Annotated in this window: 18 protein-coding genes; 5 read left to right on the forward strand and 13 right to left on the reverse strand. The window is 65.0% G+C overall.

The features are described 5' to 3' along the window. Nucleotides 1-26 precede the first annotated feature (26 nt). From RO07_RS01430 to RO07_RS01445, 4 genes are all read right to left on the reverse strand, one after another. Nucleotides 27-1,019: a YopJ family acetyltransferase gene (locus RO07_RS01430; protein ID WP_160118082.1), complete on the reverse strand. Its 993-nt coding sequence runs from the start codon at nt 1,017-1,019 to the stop codon at nt 27-29. A 163-nt stretch (nt 1,020-1,182) separates the two neighbouring features. Further along, nucleotides 1,183-2,085, reverse strand: a complete 903-nt coding sequence (locus RO07_RS01435; protein ID WP_039407429.1) for a glutamate/aspartate ABC transporter substrate-binding protein — start codon at nt 2,083-2,085, stop codon at nt 1,183-1,185. A 252-nt stretch (nt 2,086-2,337) separates the two neighbouring features. Further along, the gene (locus tag RO07_RS01440) at nt 2,338-2,532 is read right to left on the reverse strand and encodes a DUF2905 domain-containing protein (RefSeq protein ID WP_039407432.1); all 195 of its coding nucleotides are present in this window, start codon (nt 2,530-2,532) and stop codon (nt 2,338-2,340) included. A gap of 40 nt (nt 2,533-2,572) precedes the next feature. Then, nucleotides 2,573-3,811: a class I SAM-dependent methyltransferase gene (locus tag RO07_RS01445; RefSeq protein ID WP_039407435.1), complete on the reverse strand. Its 1,239-nt coding sequence runs from the start codon at nt 3,809-3,811 to the stop codon at nt 2,573-2,575. 282 nt (nt 3,812-4,093) lie between these two features. Between RO07_RS01445 and RO07_RS01450 the strand changes: the two genes are divergently transcribed. The 5 genes from RO07_RS01450 to glmS all read left to right on the forward strand — a co-directional run bounded on the left by RO07_RS01450 (nt 4,094) and on the right by glmS (nt 9,664). After that, complete coding sequence (locus RO07_RS01450; protein ID WP_072636928.1) at nt 4,094-4,936, forward strand: SDR family oxidoreductase; 843 nt, start codon at nt 4,094-4,096, stop codon at nt 4,934-4,936. 21 nt (nt 4,937-4,957) lie between these two features. Then, entirely contained in the window at nt 4,958-5,353 is a 396-nt protein-coding gene (locus RO07_RS01455; RefSeq protein WP_039407437.1) for a dihydroneopterin aldolase, read from the forward strand. 13 nt (nt 5,354-5,366) lie between these two features. Continuing rightward, nucleotides 5,367-6,311 (forward strand): tRNA 2-thiocytidine(32) synthetase TtcA, encoded by a 945-nt coding sequence (gene ttcA / locus RO07_RS01460; protein ID WP_039413879.1) that lies wholly within the window; start codon nt 5,367-5,369, stop codon nt 6,309-6,311. A gap of 58 nt (nt 6,312-6,369) precedes the next feature. Next, complete coding sequence (gene glmU / locus RO07_RS01465; protein ID WP_039407439.1) at nt 6,370-7,731, forward strand: bifunctional UDP-N-acetylglucosamine diphosphorylase/glucosamine-1-phosphate N-acetyltransferase GlmU; 1,362 nt, start codon at nt 6,370-6,372, stop codon at nt 7,729-7,731. Nucleotides 7,732-7,834: 103 nt separating this feature from the next. Beyond that, complete coding sequence (gene glmS, locus RO07_RS01470; protein WP_039407441.1) at nt 7,835-9,664, forward strand: glutamine--fructose-6-phosphate transaminase (isomerizing); 1,830 nt, start codon at nt 7,835-7,837, stop codon at nt 9,662-9,664. A gap of 248 nt (nt 9,665-9,912) precedes the next feature. Here glmS and RO07_RS01475 read toward each other — a convergent pair whose 3' ends face one another. The 9 genes from RO07_RS01475 to RO07_RS01515 form a co-directional block, all read right to left on the reverse strand. Further along, entirely contained in the window at nt 9,913-10,641 is a 729-nt protein-coding gene (locus RO07_RS01475) for a methyltransferase family protein (protein WP_335645803.1), read from the reverse strand. 19 nt (nt 10,642-10,660) lie between these two features. Beyond that, nucleotides 10,661-11,638 carry a type II secretion system F family protein gene (locus RO07_RS01480; protein WP_039407443.1) on the reverse strand — a complete coding sequence of 326 codons (978 nt, stop codon included), beginning with the start codon at nt 11,636-11,638 and terminating at the stop codon, nt 10,661-10,663. Nucleotides 11,639-11,686: 48 nt separating this feature from the next. Continuing rightward, a complete protein-coding gene (locus RO07_RS01485; protein WP_039407446.1) occupies nt 11,687-12,667 on the reverse strand; it encodes a type II secretion system F family protein in 981 nt (326 codons plus the stop codon). Between the two features lie 53 nt (nt 12,668-12,720). Next, complete coding sequence (locus tag RO07_RS01490; protein WP_039407450.1) at nt 12,721-14,079, reverse strand: CpaF family protein; 1,359 nt, start codon at nt 14,077-14,079, stop codon at nt 12,721-12,723. Between the two features lie 71 nt (nt 14,080-14,150). After that, the gene (locus RO07_RS01495; protein WP_039407453.1) at nt 14,151-15,371 is read right to left on the reverse strand and encodes a CpaE/TadZ family protein; all 1,221 of its coding nucleotides are present in this window, start codon (nt 15,369-15,371) and stop codon (nt 14,151-14,153) included. Nucleotides 15,372-15,416: 45 nt separating this feature from the next. Beyond that, nucleotides 15,417-15,872 (reverse strand): TadE/TadG family type IV pilus assembly protein, encoded by a 456-nt coding sequence (locus tag RO07_RS01500; protein WP_039407456.1) that lies wholly within the window; start codon nt 15,870-15,872, stop codon nt 15,417-15,419. Next, a complete protein-coding gene (locus RO07_RS01505; RefSeq protein WP_052266927.1) occupies nt 15,869-16,423 on the reverse strand; it encodes a TadE/TadG family type IV pilus assembly protein in 555 nt (184 codons plus the stop codon). Before RO07_RS01505 ends, RO07_RS01500 begins: the two co-directional genes overlap by 4 nt. A 14-nt stretch (nt 16,424-16,437) precedes the next feature. Then, on the reverse strand, nt 16,438-17,691 hold the full coding sequence (locus tag RO07_RS01510) for a pilus assembly protein TadG-related protein (protein ID WP_052266928.1): 1,254 nt from the start codon (nt 17,689-17,691) through the stop codon (nt 16,438-16,440). A gap of 37 nt (nt 17,692-17,728) precedes the next feature. Continuing rightward, on the reverse strand, nt 17,729-18,064 hold the full coding sequence (locus tag RO07_RS01515; protein ID WP_052266929.1) for a hypothetical protein: 336 nt from the start codon (nt 18,062-18,064) through the stop codon (nt 17,729-17,731). Between the last annotated feature and the right edge of the window lie 19 nt (nt 18,065-18,083).

Genomic DNA, 18,083 nt, shown 5'->3' on the forward strand with positions numbered 1-18,083 from the left:
TGCCGACAATGGGCTGTTCCGACGGATTACTCGGATTCCGCCGACGACAGGAAATCATGCTCGAAGGACGGCACTTGCAAGGTCCTGTCGCCGCCGCCGGCGGCAAGTGCTCGCCCCGCGGTCTTGACTCTGGCCATCTCGATCGACACGCTGTATGTCCGTTCGTTACGGGAAAAGGTGAGGCCGCGTTGACGACGCGTCAGCCGCGAAATCGTTGCCGACCGTTCGGGGTGCCCTTCGAGATGGCGACGCTCGTAGTCGGCAAGTCGGCGTGACGACTGGGTATGTTTCATCAGCGAGGGTGGCACAATGGCGTCGCATTCTTCGCTCGACGCATAGCCTTTGCTCAGCATGTCGGCAAATTCACCCGATCGAAGTCGGTCATGCAATGCTTCGAACGCTTCGGCGTCGCGGAACATGGCTTTGCAGTTTTGCAGACTGAACATCGCGCAATCCACAGGGCTTTGCTGTGCGTGTGTTTCGAGAAACAGCAAATGCCTTTCCAGTCCATTCGGAACGATGCGCGCTTCGTGCCTCTCAAGCGCAAATCTTAATCGCATCAGTAGCCCGGCTGGGCCTTGAGCGTTGAGCGTGCCGCTTTCGACCGCAATCAGAGAGGGCTGGGCGTCGCGAACCAACAAGTCGATGGCGACGCAGTGCCCTTCGTCAGCGCTCCACTCGACGAGACACTGCTCCCGATGATGGGTTTTTGCCCGGCACAGCTCGCCGACATGCGCCATGAACGCGTGTGGACTATCGTGATGACTGATCTTAAGGCCGGGACAATGCGACATTTCCGCTTGGATGAGCGACGGAATCGCATTGACGTCGGACCAGTAAATATCGTTACTTTGACGATTCGCCTTCAAAAACGAGACGGCGAAGTTGTAGTAGCTGATCGGGCCTGACGGCGGATCCAGCGTATCGGGGTCACGCGGTGGCACGTTCCCTGCAAATTGCAGCGATGCGGCAAATACTTCGCCGGACAGGCTGGGACGAGAGGGGACGCTGGAGACCACGCGACGTCTCGCATGTTCGGTGTCTGCGGGGGGACTTACGCGGATTATGGGGAACATGAGGGGATCAAAAAGCCGTCATGATGACGGCCTTTGCTCCCCGCTGATGTTGCCTGTTGCCAGCCTTTACCGCTTTTGCGCAGGAATGTGCGGCGTCACTTTCCGATCACTCGAAGGCCTTGTCGTTAGGATTCGCGTAAAGCTGCTTGAGCTGGTCGCTCATCGGGAAGTTGAAGCTGGTGTGCTTCGGCGGCACGGGCGATTCGAACCACTTCCTGTACATCGTGTTGATTTCGCCGCTTTTCATCACACCGGCAAGCGTGTCGTCGACGAGCTTTTTGAACTCCGTGTCGCCGTGCTTCATCATGAAGCCATACGCCTCGAACGATTGCGGCGTGCCAGTAACGATCCAGTCGTCGGGATTGCGGCCCATCGTGCGTGCGCCGGCGAGCAGCACATCGTCCATCATGAATGCCTGAACGCGACCGCCCTGGAGCATGGTGAACGACTCACCATAGTCCTTGCCCGAGATGACATTCATGTTCATCTTCTTGTCGTTGTTCATCTTGTTCAGGATGCGCTCCGATGTCGTGCCGGCATTGGTCACGACCGTCTTTCCCGCCAGATCGGGGAAATCCTTGATGCCCGAGGTCCTGTTCACGAGCAGGCGCGTGCCGGCGATGAAGAACGTGTTCGAGAAGTCGACCTGCGCCTGACGCGCCTTCAGGTTGGTTGTCACACCGCATTCGATGTCGACCGTGCCGTTCTGCACCAGCGCGATGCGGTTCTGCGAGGTCACGGGGATGAAGCGCACCTGCAGGTCCGGCTTCTTCAGACGCGTCTTCACGCTGTCGACGATCTTGTTGCACAGATCCTGCGAGTACCCGATGACGTTGTGATTGTTGTCGTAGTACGAAAACGGAATCGACGACTCGCGATGGCCGATCGAGATGGCGCCGCTGCTCTCGATCTTCTGCAGCGTTTCCGATGCGGGTTGAGCCATCGCGGTCCCCGCCGCGATACACATCGCTACGCCCAGCACTACCCCGGTCAATCGCATCCTGGTCATGTCCTGCTCCTGAAATGGTTTCACGCCGATTCGAATTGAATCATTTGTTGCATACTAATTTTTTTGCAACAAATGATCAAATAGACGTTAACCCTAGCGACGACAGGGCTTTGCGCGGGCGAGGAGGGTGGACGTGTCGCGGCGCGCCGGAATGCGGTACCGCGACACATCGGGAGGGATGAGGTGGGGAGATTGCGCTCCGCGAGGCGGGACGAACGTGCTGCAACAGGTGTTGCGAGCGTGTCCGATGCGTTACAGGATGCGGATCAGCAGGTTGAAGGCGAGCGAGAGCAGGACGGTCGACGCGAATGGAAAGACCACCTCGCGCCCGCGCCAGCGTATGCGTAGATCGCCGGGCAAGCGGCCGATGCCGATCTTCGCCAGCCACGGCGAGGCTGCCGACAGGATGCATATCGCGAAGAAGATCGTGAACATCCAGCGAAACATCGGCGAGGCCTCTCGAGGAAAGGGGATTGGGCGGGTGACGTCAGAGTGCGTGGCTGCGGTCGCCTGTGGCGAAGCCGATCAGCCCGGCCCATTCGTCCATGCCGCGACCGAACGCGATGACCTTGAAGAGTTCGCCCATCTCCGCTTCCGAGAGCAGTTTCTGCGCGGCGGCAGCGGCCGGCAGGAACGTCTTCGGATCGCTCGGGTCGAGCGCGCTCATCAACTCGACGATGCCGGCATTCATCAGGAATCGCGCCTGCGACGTGAAGCCGAGCAGATCGAGTCCGGCTTCCACGCCGGCGTCGGCAATGCCGGAAAACTCCACATGCGCCGTAATGTCCTGCAAGCCCGGGTAATAGAACGGATCGTCGTGCGCGTGATGGCGATAGTGGCACATCAGCGTGCCGTGCGCGCGCTGAGGGTGATAGTACTCGCGCGCGGGGAAGCCATAGTCGATGAGCAGCAATACGCCGCGGGCCAGCAGCGGAGCGATGCTGCGCACGAACGCCGACGCGGCTTCATGCGTCTCGGTCAGATATTCCTGTGTCGGCGGCAAGTCCGCGAGCGGCGCGAGTGCCTCGGGCAACGTACCCTCGTAGCGGCGTTCCTCCCAGGCGAAGCCGTCCGGCGCACCCGGCATGCGGACGACGCCGCGCTCGAACCAGACCGGTTGGGGCTGGTCGTTCTGTCCGTTCGCATGCGGGCGGCGCGCCCACAGACGCACGGGCATGGCGTCGAGCACTTCGTTGCCGAGCATGACGCCGTGAAAGGCGTCGGGCAGACGATCGAGCCACGTCACGCGATCGAGCAGGTGGGGCGCCGCGCGGGCGATGGTGTCGCGCTGGCGGGCGCGCAGCTCGCCGGAGAGCTCCATGATCGAGTACCGGTCGCACGGCGAGCCTTCGGCTTCGAGCGCGAGCAGCAGGTCGGCGGCGAGCCGCCCGGATCCCGCACCGAATTCGAGCACCTGCGCGTCGCCCGTCTGTTCGAAGATTTCGCCGAACTGACGCGCGAGCGTGCGCGCGAAGAGCGGCGTGAGTTCCGGTGCGGTGACGAAGTCGCTGCCATCGGCGGCGAGACGCCCGAACTTGGCGGCGCCCGCGGCGTAGTAGCCGAGACCGGGAGCGTACAGGGCCAGCTCCATGAAGCGGTCGAACGGGAGCCAGCCGCCGGCGGTGTCGATGGCGTCGAGGAGATAAGCCGAGAGCCGGCGCGAGTGTTCGAGCGCGTCCGGCTCCGGAACGGGTAAACTATGGGGTTTCGGTGCGACCTGATTCATGCGGGCATTGTAACGGAGTCGGTGCCGACTGGCTGCCGGCGTCGACGATGTTCCGAACGCGGCTGCTTTCGGTGGAATTTCTTGTGATTTCCGTCGTTTTCGGAGCGTTTTTGCCGGTTTTGTGACGATTTGCGCGATGCGGGCCATTCCCGGTCGCCGCGTGCCGGAGGCCCGTCGGCTCTGGTGCGTGGCGTGCAGGGAGGGTCGCCGTCAGGACCATCGTCGCGCCGTGACCGTTTGAAGTTTCATCCGCTTACCCACCCACTGACAGGAATTCGCCGCATGACCGTTGCATCGACGCCACGCTCCACGCCTGCCGCAAGCGATCCCGCGCGCACGTCCGACGTGCCGCGCGTGGCGCTCGTGACGGGCGGTGCGCGCCGCATCGGCCGCGCCATTGCGTTGCGGCTGGCGGCGCTGGGCTGGGACGTCGCCGTTCATTACGAGCGCTCGCACGACGAGGCGCTCGAGACGGTGACCGCCATCGAAGCGCTGGGCCGCCGCGCGGTGGCGTTGCAGGCGTCGCTCGCCGACGAGAGCGCCACCGCCGGGCTGATCGCGCGCTGCGCGCAATCGCTCGGCGTGCCGGCATGCCTGGTGAACAACGCCTCGCGCTTCGAGTACGACTGCGCGGACGACTTCGGCTACCAGGCGCTCGAGCGCCATATGCGCGTGAATGCCGGGGCGCCGCTGGTGCTGGCGCGCGAAATGCACAAGGCGCTCGGCGATGCCGGGCGCGGCGTCGTCGTCAATCTGCTCGATCAGAAGCTGGCGAATCCGAACCCGGACTATCTGTCGTACACGCTGTCGAAGGCGGCGTTGGACGTGGCGACGACATTGCTGGCACAGGCGTTTGCGCCCCGGCTGCGTGTCGTCGGCGTCGCGCCGGGCGTGACGCTGCTGTCCGTGGACCAGACGCCGGCCGGTTTCGCGGCGGCGCATGCTTCCACGCCGCTGGGCGCGTCGTCCACGCCCGAGGACATCGCGCAGGCCGTGGCCTATCTGGCCGATGCACCGGCCGTGACCGGCACGGTGCTGTATGTCGACGGCGGGCAACACCTCGCGAGTTCGTCGCGCGACGTGAAATTTCTGACCGAGCCGGCCGACGCCGACCGGTCTCGTTGATAGTCACTACGAGTTTTCAAAATGCATAGCGCTCTTTCCCACCCTCGCCTGATGGACTGCCGTCGCATGTTCCTGCGCGACTATGAAGTGTTCATCAACATCGGCGTGCACGATCACGAGAAGCGTGGCGAGCAGCGCGTGCTGATCAACGTCCAGTTGTTCGTGCCGCTGGCCGAGAGCACGCCCGTGGCGGACAAGCTCGAGGAAGTCGTCGACTACGACTTCATGCGCCTGACGATCGCCAAGCGCGTGAGCCAGGGACATATTCATTTGCAGGAGACCCTTTGCGACGACGTCGCGCGTGCGCTGCTGGCGCATCCGCGCGTGCGCGCGGTGGGCGTGTCGACCGAGAAACCCGACGTCTATCCCGATTGCCACTCGGTGGGCATCGAAGTGTTCATGATGAAGGATGCCTGACATGAGTGCCGTCATGCCCGAGACCGGCGCGCCCCTTGCCGCGACCGGAAACGCTGCCGCCGACAGCGTGAAGAAGGCGCAGAAGCTCGCTTTCGAGAACAACAAGCTGGAAAAGCGCCTGTGCCGTCTGACGGGGCAGGCCATCGGCGACTACAACATGATCGAGCAGGGCGATCGCGTCATGGTGTGCATGTCCGGTGGCAAGGACAGCTACGCCATGCTCGACATTCTGCTCAAGCTGCGCGAGCGCGCGCCGATCGACTTCTCCATCGTCGCCGTCAATCTCGATCAGAAGCAGCCTGGCTTCCCGGAGCATGTGCTGCCCGACTACTTCCGGTCCATCGGCGTGGATTTCCACATCGAAAATCAGGATACGTATTCGATCGTCAAGCGCGTGGTCCCCGAAGGCAAGACGACGTGCTCGCTGTGCTCGCGTCTGCGTCGCGGCATTCTCTACCGCGTGGCGGGCGAGCTCGGCGCGACCAAGATCGCGCTGGGTCATCACCGCGACGACATCATCGAGACGGTATTCCTGAATCTGTTCTACGGCGGCAAGCTCAAGGGCATGCCGCCCAAGCTCCAGTCGGACGACGGCAGGAACGTGGTGATCCGTCCGCTCGCCTACGTGCGCGAATCGGACCTGGAGCGCTACGCAGAATACAAGCAGTTCCCGATCATCCCGTGCACGCTGTGCGGCAGTCAGCCGAATCTCAAGCGCACCGAGATGAAGGCGCTTATCCGCCAGTGGGAAAAGCAGCACCCGGGGCGTATCAAGTCGATTTTCAGTGCGCTTTCGAACGTGATTCCCTCGCATCTGATGGACACCAATCTCCACGACTTCAAGAATCTTCGTGCGACGGGACAGCCCGATCCGCTCGGCGATATCGCGTTCGACGAAGCGCCGTGCGGCGACGAGAACGACGCGGGCATCATCCGCATCACCCAATTCGACGACTGATCGCCGACCGATCTGATTCCCGACAACCGCATTCCCGATTTCGAATCGTCACGACGCCATGAATATTGTGATTCTCGCCGCCGGTATGGGTAAGCGCATGAGCTCCAAGCTGCCCAAGGTGCTGCAGCCGCTCGCCGGCCGACCGCTTCTGTCGCATGTGATCGCCACGGCCCGCAAGCTCGCGCCGCAGCAGCTTATCGTGGTGATCGGGCACGGTGGCGACGCCGTGCGCGAGGCGGTCGCCGGCGACGGCGTTCAATTCGCCGAGCAGGCGCAACAACTTGGTACCGGCCACGCCGTGCAGCAGGCCGTGCCGTTGCTCGACGAGTCGGTGCCCACGCTGGTGCTGTATGGCGACGTGCCGCTCACGCGCTCCGAGACGCTGCAGGCGCTGCTCGAGGCCGCTGGTCGCGACAAGCTCGGTGTGCTGACCGTGGACCTGGAGAATCCGTCGGGCTATGGCCGTATCGTGCGCGACGCGGCGGGCAACGTGCAGCGCATCGTCGAACAGAAGGATGCCAACGAGGCGGAGCGCGCCATTCGCGAGATCAATACCGGCATTCTCGTGGCGCCGACGCGCGCGCTCAAGCGCTGGTTGGGCGGCTTGAAGAACCAGAACGCGCAGGGCGAGTACTACCTCACCGACGTGATCGCCTGCGCGGTCGCCGACGGTGTGCCGGTCGTCACCACGCAACCGGCTTTCGCCTGGGAGCCGAACGGCGTGAACGACAAGGCGCAGCTCGCCGAGCTCGAGCGCGACTACCAGCGCAACGCGGCCGGCGCGCTGCTGGCGGCGGGCGTGACCCTCGTCGATCCGGCGCGTTTCGACCTGCGCGGTGAGCTCGCCTGCGGCACGGACGTCACCATCGATGTCAATTGCGTGTTCGAAGGGAACGTGACGATCGGCGATGGCGCGTTCATCGGCGCGAACTGCGTGATCCGCAGCAGCGCCATTGGGGCGGGCACGCGGATCGAGGCGTTCAGCCATCTGGACGGTGCGGTGGTCGGATGCGACGTGCACGTGGGGCCGTATGCGCGTTTGCGCCCCGGCGCCGAACTGGGCGATGAGGTGCACATCGGCAACTTTGTCGAAGTGAAGAATGCCTCGCTCGCAAAGGGTTCGAAGGCCAATCATCTGGCCTATGTCGGCGATTCGACCGTGGGCGAGCGCGTGAATATCGGCGCCGGCACCATCACCTGCAATTACGATGGCGCGAACAAGCACCGCACGATCATCGAGGACGATGTCTTCATCGGCTCGGACACTCAGCTCGTGGCGCCGGTGACGGTGCGTCGCGGCACGACCATCGCGGCGGGGACGACGGTATGGAAGGACACGCCGGAAAATGCCCTGGTGCTCAACGGCAAGACCCAGGTGGCGAAGGAGGGCTACGTCCGTCCCGCCAAGCAGAAGCGGTAAAATCGGCAGTCATGTGCCGGGGCGAGAGCAAGTATGCGCACCGGTGAATCCAATACGAAACCAATCGAACGAGCCAGGGCCTCTGGCGTAAAGGGAAGCGAATATGTGCGGCATTGTCGGCGCGGTGGCGCGACGTAATGTGGTACCGGTGTTGGTCGAAGGGCTGCGTCGCCTGGAGTATCGCGGCTATGACTCGTGCGGCGTGGCCGTGTTGAAGGATGGGGTGCCGCAGCGCGCACGCAGCGTGTCGCGCGTGGCGGACCTCGACGAGCAACTCGCGCAAACCCATCTGGCCGGCGAGACCGGCATCGCCCACACGCGCTGGGCCACGCATGGCGCGCCGATCACGGACAACGCGCATCCGATCTTCTCGCGCGACGAAGTGGCGCTGGTGCACAACGGCATCATCGAGAACCACGAGAGCCTGCGCGAAGAGCTGCGCGGCCTCGGTTACGCGTTCGTGTCGCAGACCGACACCGAGGTGATTGCTCACCTGGTTCATCACCTCCTCACGAACGGCGCCGCCGGGGATCTGTACCACGCGGTGCGCCTGGCCACGCGTCGCCTGCACGGTGCCTACGCCATCGCCGTATTCCGCAAGCAGGAGCCGCACCGTGTGGTCGGCGCGCGTGCGGGTTCGCCGCTCGTCGTGGGCGTGGGCGAAGGCGAGAACTTCCTCGCTTCCGACGCGCTGGCGCTCGCCGGCACCACGGACCAGTTCATCTACCTGGAAGAGGGCGACGTCGTCGAGCTCACGCTCGATGGCGTGAAGATCGTCGATCGCAACGATGCCGCCGTGCAGCGCGAGGTTCGCACGGTGCAGGCGTATTCGGGGGCGGTGGAGCTGGGTCCGTATCGCCACTACATGCAGAAGGAAATCTTCGAGCAGCCGCGTGCCATCGGCGACACGATGGAAGGCGTGGAGGGCATTTCGCCGACGCTCTTCGGCGATAACGCCGAGGCCACGTTGAGCGGCGTCGACTCGATCCTGATTCTTGCGTGCGGCACCAGCTACTACTCGGGCATGACGGCGAAGTACTGGCTGGAGTCGCTTGCGCAGATTCCGACGCAGGTCGAAGTGGCGAGCGAATACCGCTATCGCGACAGCGTGCCGAATCCGAAGACGCTGGTGGTGACGATTTCGCAGTCGGGCGAGACGGCCGACACGATGGCGGCGCTGCAGCACGCGCAGTCGCTCGGCATGACGAACACGCTCGCGATCTGCAACGTGGGTACGAGCGCGATGGTGCGTCAGACGGCGCTGCACTACCTCACACGCGCGGGCACGGAAATCGGCGTGGCGTCGACGAAGGCGTTCACGACGCAGCTCACCGCGCTGTTCCTTCTGACGCTGACGCTGGCGAAGCTGCGCGGGCGTCTGTCCGCGACGCAGGAAGCTGACTACCTCACGCAACTGCGTCACCTGCCGGCGGCGCTCAACAGCGTGCTGGCGCTCGAGCCGCAGATCATTGCGTGGGCGGAAGAGTTTGCCCGTCGCGAGAACGCGCTGTTCCTGGGACGTGGTCTGCACTACCCGATCGCGCTCGAAGGGGCGCTCAAACTCAAGGAAATCTCGTACATCCATGCCGAGGCATATCCGGCCGGTGAGTTGAAGCACGGCCCGCTGGCGCTGGTGACCGATCAGATGCCGGTGGTCACGGTGGCGCCGCGCGACGCGCTGGTCGAGAAGCTGAAGTCGAACATGCAGGAAGTGCGCGCGCGGGGTGGCCAGTTGTACGTCTTTGCCGACTCGGACACGGAAATTGCGAACGCCGAGGGCGTCCACGTCATTCGCATGCCGGAGCACTACGGCCAGCTCTCGCCGATTCTGCACGTCGTACCGCTGCAACTGCTCGCGTACCACACCGCGTGCGCACGCGGCACCGACGTCGACAAGCCGCGCAACCTCGCGAAATCGGTGACGGTGGAGTAACGCGGGATCGCGTGAAACCAGGCCGGAGATGCCATCAGCGTCCCGGCCTTTTTCTTGCGCGGCGAACGGCCGAAATACCCCCGTCAATCACGCCAATTTCTCCCGGTTTCCCGTCTCATCCCGAGATGCATCCCGCTGCTTCGAATTTCGGAAGCGCTTTTCGCGGGCAAAAAAAGCGCCTACGAAAAGCAGGCGCAAAACCGTCCCATCCGGGGGTATGGAACGGGGGATATCTGAAGGACGACGGGTCAGAACAGTCCGGGCAGGACTCGGTAGCGGACCTTTGCGCGGTACTCGCCATAGGCCGGATCGGAGGCCAGGAAACGTTCCTCCTGGAGAATGCGGATGACCTGCAGCGCGAGGAGTCCCCCGTACACCGTGACGTTCCACGCGCCGAAGTTGGTCAGCAGGAACCCCATGTCCGCAATCACGTACCCGAGATAGATCGGGTGGCGAACCCATCGATAGGCGCCACTGGAAACGATGCCGCGATTGGCCGGAACGATGCCGAATGAGCGTCTCAACGATGCCTTGGCGTACAACTGCCACAGGATTCCCACGCCGCACACGAACGCACCGACGTTCTCCGGAATCAACCGCATGCCGGGCTCGAGTCGGACGGCCAGGAAGTAGAATGTGCCGCACACCGACACGACGACCGGCACCAGTCGCCAATCGCGCTTGGCCGGTACGCGTGTGAAGAGCGCCAGTCCGACCGTGAGCGACGACGTGGCGACCAGCAGCAGCAAGGTGATGCGCTCCGGCGCCGCGCTCCACTGCAGCCACGCGACGAAGGCAAACGCCCCCAGCGCGAGCCCGCCCGCCAGGCGCACGGAGACTTCCACGGCCATCTCTCGCAGACTGCGGCGATCCGGCAACGAAGGGACCGCCAGGGGCGGAACTATCGGCGCGGCGACGTAAGCGTCGGGGAGCCAGCCTTCGATCGACGATGCGTCGAACTTTTTTTCGCTATGCATGATCAAGGTCCTTCCGAGGTTAGAGCGAACCCGACAGCGTCGGCAGCAGTACGCGGTAAATCTGGATCAAAGCCGGCCCGAGCAGCACCAGCAACAGCGTCGGGAAAATGAAGAACACCAGCGGAAACAGCAGCTTCAGTGCGATCCTGGCCGCGCGCTCCTCGGCCCGCAGGCGCCGCTTGGTCCGCAGCATCTCGGACAGCACTCGCAGCGACGCGCCAACGCTGGTGCCAAAACGCTCCGCCTGGATCAACATTGAGACAAAGGTGTCGATGTCCTCGACGCCCGTGCGCAGGCTCAGGTTGCGCAGCGCCTGCTCCTTGGAGAAGCCTGAACGCAACTCCAGCAGAAGCAGTTCGAACTCGTCGGACAGCAGCGGACTGCGGACGTGAATCTCGCCGGCCACGCGCATGAGCGCGGCATCGAGGCTCAGACCTGCTTCGACGCACACGGTCATGAGGTCGAGCGCGTCGGGAAAGTCCTCGAAGATCACACCCTGGCGCCATGCGATGCGGCGCGAAAGGACCATGTTCGGCAGGTAGTAGCCGATGGCGCCGAGCAGTACCAGCAGCCCCATCAGCAAATCGCGATGCGTGGCCGCGTAATGCGGACTCGCGACCTCGAAGCCGATGAACGGCAGGGCCAGTGCCAATAATGTCTTGGCCGCGAAATACAACGCCGGGGCCGAGGCGTCGCGCCAGCCGGCGTTGATGAACCGGGTGCGCAGCGTCGACGACTCCCAGCCCTCTTTGGGCAGGGACAGTTTCGAAATGGGCTTCGACCATTTCGCGAGACGCTCGACCCAGGGGTTGTCACCCGAATCGCCAGTCGCACTCGGCGAACCGCGGCCCCCGATTCCCCCAAAGCCCTCGATGCTCTCAACGCGTCCACGCGCGCGCTGCGGCGCGAGCAGCAGCACGAGTCCGAGCACGACGCTGAACGTCACCAGGAATACTCCCGCCAGCATCGCGATATGTCCTTCGTTCCAAGGCAACATGGCGCCCTCCCCGAATGGTTTGTCTGGTCCAGCCGCCCGCGTGCGGGCTCACACGTGGATGCGCACGATCCGGCGCATCCAGAGCATGCCCACCGCCATCAATGCCAGCGCCGTCGCGCTGATCTTGATGCCCGCCGGGTCCTTCCACAGCACCTCGAGGAAGGTCGGGTTGACGATCAACAGCAGCCCGGCCACACCAAACGGCAGGACCTCGAGAATGATCGCCGAGAGCCGGCCCTCGGCCGAAAGCACTCTCACCTTCTGGAGCAGTTTGAGTCGCTCGCGCGTGAGCTCGGCAATGTTCGTCATGATTTCGGCGAGATTGCCGCCGCTCTCGCGCTGGATCATCACGGCGATGATGAAGTAACGCAGGTCGTCGATCGGCACGCGCGTGGCGAGGTTGCGCAGGGCGTCGTTGATGCCCACGCCGTAGTTGATCTCGTCGAACATGATGCGGAACTCCCCGCCGATAGGATCCGCCATTTCGTTGCCGATCATTTCGATGGCGCCGGAGAACGCATGGCCGGCACGCAGGGCGCGCGCGATGGTGTCGGCTGCCTCCGGCAACTGTCGTTCGAGCAGTTCGAGCCGCTTGCCGCGCCGGTGACTGACGTATAGCGCCGGCAGGCTCGCGCCGATGAGTCCCACCGGCACGGCCAGGCGCCAGGTCAGTGGCAGCAGCAGGACGACCATGGCGAACCCCAGGCCGTGCAGCAGCATCCACGCGAGCAGGCGAGCGACGGACCACGACAGGCCCGATTGCTCGATGAACAGGTCGAGCGCGTGCACGCGCGGTATGCGCAGGAGCAGGCGCTCGACACCCGGCGAGCCGCCGAGCAAGCGCGACTTGAGGATCGAGATGTGCTCGCGGTCGACGTTTCCGCCCGCCGACAGGGCGCGAATGCGCGCCTCGATGCGCTTGGCCGCGGCGCTGTGCTGGTTGCTCCACCAGTAGTAGATGCCCTCGACGGCAAGCACCACCGCCAGGAACAGCATGACGGCAAAGATGTAGAAAGGTGTATTACCCATGACGATTTCCCCCGATTGCTCCCCGTGACTGCCGGAATCCGCTGCGCTCGCCGTCACACCTCATAGCGGTGCGACGGATCGTAGATGGCGTCGGGCAAGGCCATACCGTAGGTCTGCAGCCGTTCGGCGAACCTCGGCCGCACGCCGCTCGCGCAGAAGTAGCCGCGCACCGCGCCGTCGCGCTCCACGCCGGTACGCTTGAAGGTGAAGAGCTCCTGCATGGTGATGATCTCGCCCTCCATGCCGGTGATCTCCTGCAGGCTCGTCAGTCGCCGCCGTCCGTCGGTCAGGCGCGCGGTCTGCACGATCACGGTGATCGCCGAGGCAATCTGCTGGCGTATCGCGCGCGACGGCAGCGGCATGCCCGCCATGCTCACCATGTTCTCGAGCCGCGTGAGCGCATCGCGCGGGGCGTTGGCGTGGATCGTGGCGAGCGACCCCTCGTGGCCGGTGTTCATGGCGTTAAGCATGTCGAGCGCTTCGGCGCCGCGCACTTCGCCAAGGATGATGCGGTCCGGGCGCATGCGCAGGGCGTTGCGCACGAGGGTGCGCTGGGTGATCTCACCCTTGCCTTCGATGTTGGGCGGGCGCGTCTCGAGCCGCAGCACGTGGTGCTGGTTGAGTTGCAGTTCGGCGGCGTCCTCGATGGTGACGACGCGCTCGGCATCCGGAATCGAGGCCGACAGGATATTGAGCAGCGTGGTCTTGCCGCTGCCGGTGCCGCCCGAAATCAGAATGTTGACCTTGGCCGCGACAAGCGCGGTCAGTACCTGCGCCATCGGCTCGATCAGGGTGCCCAGGCGCAGGATGTCGGCCATCTGCAGCGGCGTGGCGCCGAAGCGGCGGATCGACAGGAGCGGGCCGTCGATCGCCGAGGGCGGGATGATGGCGTTCACGCGCGAGCCGTCGGGCAGGCGCGCGTCGACCATGGGACTCGATTCGTCGATGCGGCGGCCCACGCGCGAGACGATCTTCTCGATGATCTTCATCAGATGCGCGTCGTCGTAGAACGTGACATCGGTCGATTCGAGGCGGCCGAAGCGCTCGACGAAGGTGCGCCGATGGGTGTTGACGAGGATGTCGGAGATGGTCGCATCGCGCAGCAGCGGTTCGAGCGGCCCCAGGCCGAACATCTCGTCGTAGATGTCGCTGCCGAGCTGACGCCGTTCGGCGTCGTTGACGAGCACGTTCTGCTCGCCCACGACGCGGTCGATGAGCTGCGCGAGTTCGGTCTTGACCTGGAATTCGGTCAGACGCGCCAGTTTCTCGAGTTCGACGCGCTCGAGCACCATCTCGTGCATGCGGCGCTTGAGTTCGGCGTAGTGCGGGCCGACGCTCGGGCTCAGGCTGCCCGCGCGTGCCGTCGTCCGCTCGGCGGGCGTCAACGGCAGGGTTTGTGTGATGGCTGGCATGAGAGGCTCCCGGGTAGGCTGGATTCGATGGGGTAATCCGGTGGTTCGATCTGTCGGTTCGTCGATGCGGTTCAAACCAGCGTCGGTGGCGCGGCGCGTTCGGTTCTGTCGGCCTTGCGCCATAACCGCCCGAACGGCGATTCGCCGCCGGGCGGGACAAGGCGCGGCGTGCCGGCGCGCGCGGCCTGGCGCACGACGAGCGCTGCAAGCGCCCGGGCGATCGCGCTGCGCTTGGCCACCCGCGCGACAGGCACGCCCTGGCTCATGGCGGCGGCCGCGGCGGCGCTGTCCTCGGGCAGAACAGCCAGCGCCGGCATGCCGAGCGCACGCTCGAGCTCCTTGTGCGCCACGCCGTCGTGCCGGTTCGACCGGTTGATGAGGTAGCCGACCCTGTCCATCGGTACGCCGAGCCGGCGCAGCAGATCGAACAGGCGGCAGGCGGCGCGCAGGAACGGCATGCTCGCGCGCAGCACCACATACACGCGCTCGCTGCGTTGCAAAGCCCAGGTCACGCGTACGTCGACGGTGCGGCCCGCGTCGAACACGACGAGGTCGTAGTGCTGCGTGGCGGCGGCAAGAATGCGTTTGAGACTCGCCTCGGTCACGTCGAGGCTGCCCATGGGATCGCCCGCGCCGGCCAGGGCGTCGAAGCCGTCTTCGACACGGGTGACGCAGCTCTCGAGGAACGAGGCGTCGATGCGCTCGGCTTGCGCGCAGACCTGGGGCAGCGTGGCTGGCGGCGTCTTGTCGGTGACGAGGAACGCGGCGTCGCCGAAATCGGGATCGAGGTCGACAAGCAGTACGCGCTCACCGGTGTGCGCGGCGTGCTCGCGCGCGAAGTTGGCGGCGAGAAAACTCGTGCCGGCCCCGCCCTTGCATGACATGAACGCGATCGACGGCAGCGGGCGGGGCGCGTCCTGCCCGTGCTGCGACTGCACGCGGTCGAGCGCATCGTCCAGGGCGTGCTGCTCGAGTGGCCAGGGCAGCACGTCGCGCGCGCCGGCGCGCATCGCGGCAATGAGCAGCGCTGGCGTGGCCTCGTGCGTCACCAGGATGCATACGAGCTTCGGCCATTGCTGGCACATGACCTGCACGTCGTACAGTTCGCCGTGCTGGGTGCCGGGCAGATCGACCACGGCGGCGTCGAATTCGTCCAGCCGTGCGCCGGCGTTGAGCAGTTGCGCGGGGGCCGCGGCCAGCGTCGTGACATCGTATTCGGGATGATCGCGCACGAGCCTGGCCAGCAATGCGAGGCGCTCGGGTGCGTGGGAGGCAAGCAGGACTTTCAACATGATGGCCTCTGGGTTCGTTGTCGATTGGGTTGTGGATATGGCCGTTCAGTTGCAAACGTTGTCGCCCGTCGCACTGGAGAGGCTCTCGCGCGGCAGCGTCGTGGCGAACGCCGGCAGCGTCAGGCTCAGGGGCACGAAGGGAACGAAGGTCTTGAAGGTCAGTCCCGTGTAGCTCACGGTCACCAGCGTGCAGGACGTGACGTCGCAGCCGGCCGGTGCGTAGCTGACCTGGATATTCGCGTTCGCGAGCTGCGGCATGAGGCTCGTCATGTGGTCCTTGACCGCCGCGGCGTTCACGTCGCACACGATCGCCACGCGTGCCCCGAGGCGTGCCGCCTCGACGGCCGTGTTCCAGTAGAACAGGATGCGCGCGAACTCCATGATGCCGATCAGCAGCGTGATGAACAGCGCCGCCACCAGCGCGAACTCGACCGCGGCCGCACCGCGCTGGCGATGGAGATGACGTCCGGCACCTGTGCGATGGAAATCGGCGGGTTTCATAGCACTTGCCTCATGACGGTCGCGATGTCGCCGAACACCAGTCCGGCGAAGTTCAGGATCCCCTGGATCGGCGTGTACTGGTAGTTGACGATCTTTACCGCGACGAGGTTGATGGTGCCGACCGAGCTGCCGGCACCCGCGTTGTTGTCGGTGGTGTCGTATACCGTGTAGTTGCCATACGCGAGGTCCTGGCAGTTGGCGTCCGTCGGGTTGCTGCGGTCGCAGATCACGACGTTGGCGGTACTCAGGTCCGGCGCCAGGGCCGCGCCCGAACAGTCCGTGGTGCCGGACACCGCCAGGCACTTGGCGGCGGCGATCGGATATGTCGGGTCCGAGGGCGAATACTCCGAGAGGTAGCGCGTGGCATTGCGCGACGCCTTGGTCAGCGTGTCGTATTCGTAGAGCGCATGCCCCATCTCGACCATGCCGCCGAACAGGATCAGGAGCACCGGCAGCAGCAGCCCGAACTCGACCGCCACGGCGCCGGTCTGTGGGCGAAGGGAGCGACGGGGGCGGCGAGAGGTGTGGCGCGCTTGCGCGGGGCGGATCATGATGGCCTCCGGTCCTATTGCACGAGCACCGGCACGAGCGGCCCGACTGACGTCGTCGGCCCCGGCGTGCCCTGCGTCGCGCACGGGCTGCCCGGGTCGTTGGCCAGGCCGCGGTACTCGAGATGGATCGCGTCGATGTCGCCGCCTTGCTGCATCGGGTCGAGCATCAGCACGCAGGCCCACTTGGTGACAGGCGCCCCGGTGGACGATGCGACCTTGCCGCAGTCGACCATCGGCGCGATCGGCAGGCGGCGGTCGGCGCCGCTCCTGTAGACCGAGCCGGCCGCCGCGGTGCCGCTGAGCTTCATGCCGGGGATGTTCTGGTACGGCGTGTAGCTCTTGCGCTGGTTGACGAAATCGCTGTAGGCGTTGGCGCCCGTCGTCCAGGTCGAACTCGTGTATGCGTAGCCCGTGAAATCGGTCACCGAGGTGCCGTCGTTGGGTGGCGTGCCTTTCTTGTAGATCCCGAAGCGCGTGTTGTAGGCATCGTCGAGCGACGACTTGTTGCCGGGCGTGCCGATGTTGGTGCCGATCGCGGGTAGATTGCACTGGCCGCTGCCGGTCAATTGCCCGGCCAGATTCGGCGTGCCGTTGCCGGTGCCGTTCAGGTTGGCCCAGCCGAAGTCGCCCTGGTTGTAGGTGCCGGTGCGGCTGTCGCCCTTGCCCAGCAGCCACTGGCCCTGCGTGTAGCTGGCCGCCGGCGAGAACTTCGATGGGTCGCAGATGAACACGGGAATGGCGCAGGAGGTCTGCGCGGAGGTAGTGCTCGCCACGGCCCGCGCCGAGACCGAGCTCGGGCCGATGTCGATGCCCGGCAAGACGTTGAGCACGCTGATGAGCCACGGCACGATGCCGCTCATCGAGGTGGTGCACTGTACGTACTTGATCGTACTGATGTTGCCGGTCACGTTGTCCTTGGTCTGGAACGGGCCGCTCGACGAGGTGCTGTAGGTGACACTGCTGTTGACGGTCATGCTGACGTTGGTCGACTGGAACAGGCTGCGGTTGACGTGGCCCGCGCCGATGCCGGCGGCCTCGGAGACCGACAGCGGCGTGGCGCCCGTGAGGTCACGCGCGGCGGACAGTGCACAGGCGTCGGCACTGTTCTGCAGTTCGCTGCGCGTGACGTAGAGCTTGCCCAGGTCGAGCGCCAGACCGGCGAAGCCGATCAGCACCGCCAGGACGAACGCGACCACGATGGCGATCGCGCCGTCTTCGCGCCGTGGCATGGCGGCGCGCGAGCGATAGGGGTTCTTAGCGTTACGCATCGCGGTTTGCCTCCTTGAGTCGGAGCCTGTCAACGCACTATTGATTCGTGCCCGGGCCGTTGCTCGGTGCAAGCGATGCACCACCCTGGCTGACGCCGATCACATACGGGTTGGAACTCGGGGCGGGCGAGCGCAGTGCCTTGTCGTAGCTGTTCAGCGCCGAGACGGCCGCCTTGCCGTCGGTGCTCATGGGCCCGGCGTCGGCCGGCGGGCCGGGATGAATGATCTGTGCCTGCATGACCTTGTGCACGGCCTCGCCCATGTGGGCGTCCCAGATCGGCGACGAACTCATGCAGGCCGTCAGCGGCAGGCAAGCTGCGCACAGCGACACCAGGGCGCCGGCGCGGGACAGGGTAGCGGTAAGCGTTTTCATGGCAGTTCCCTCGAAGCAC

The sequence above is a fragment of the Pandoraea pulmonicola genome (assembly GCF_000815105.2).
Taxonomy (GTDB): Bacteria; Pseudomonadota; Gammaproteobacteria; order Burkholderiales; family Burkholderiaceae; genus Pandoraea; species Pandoraea pulmonicola.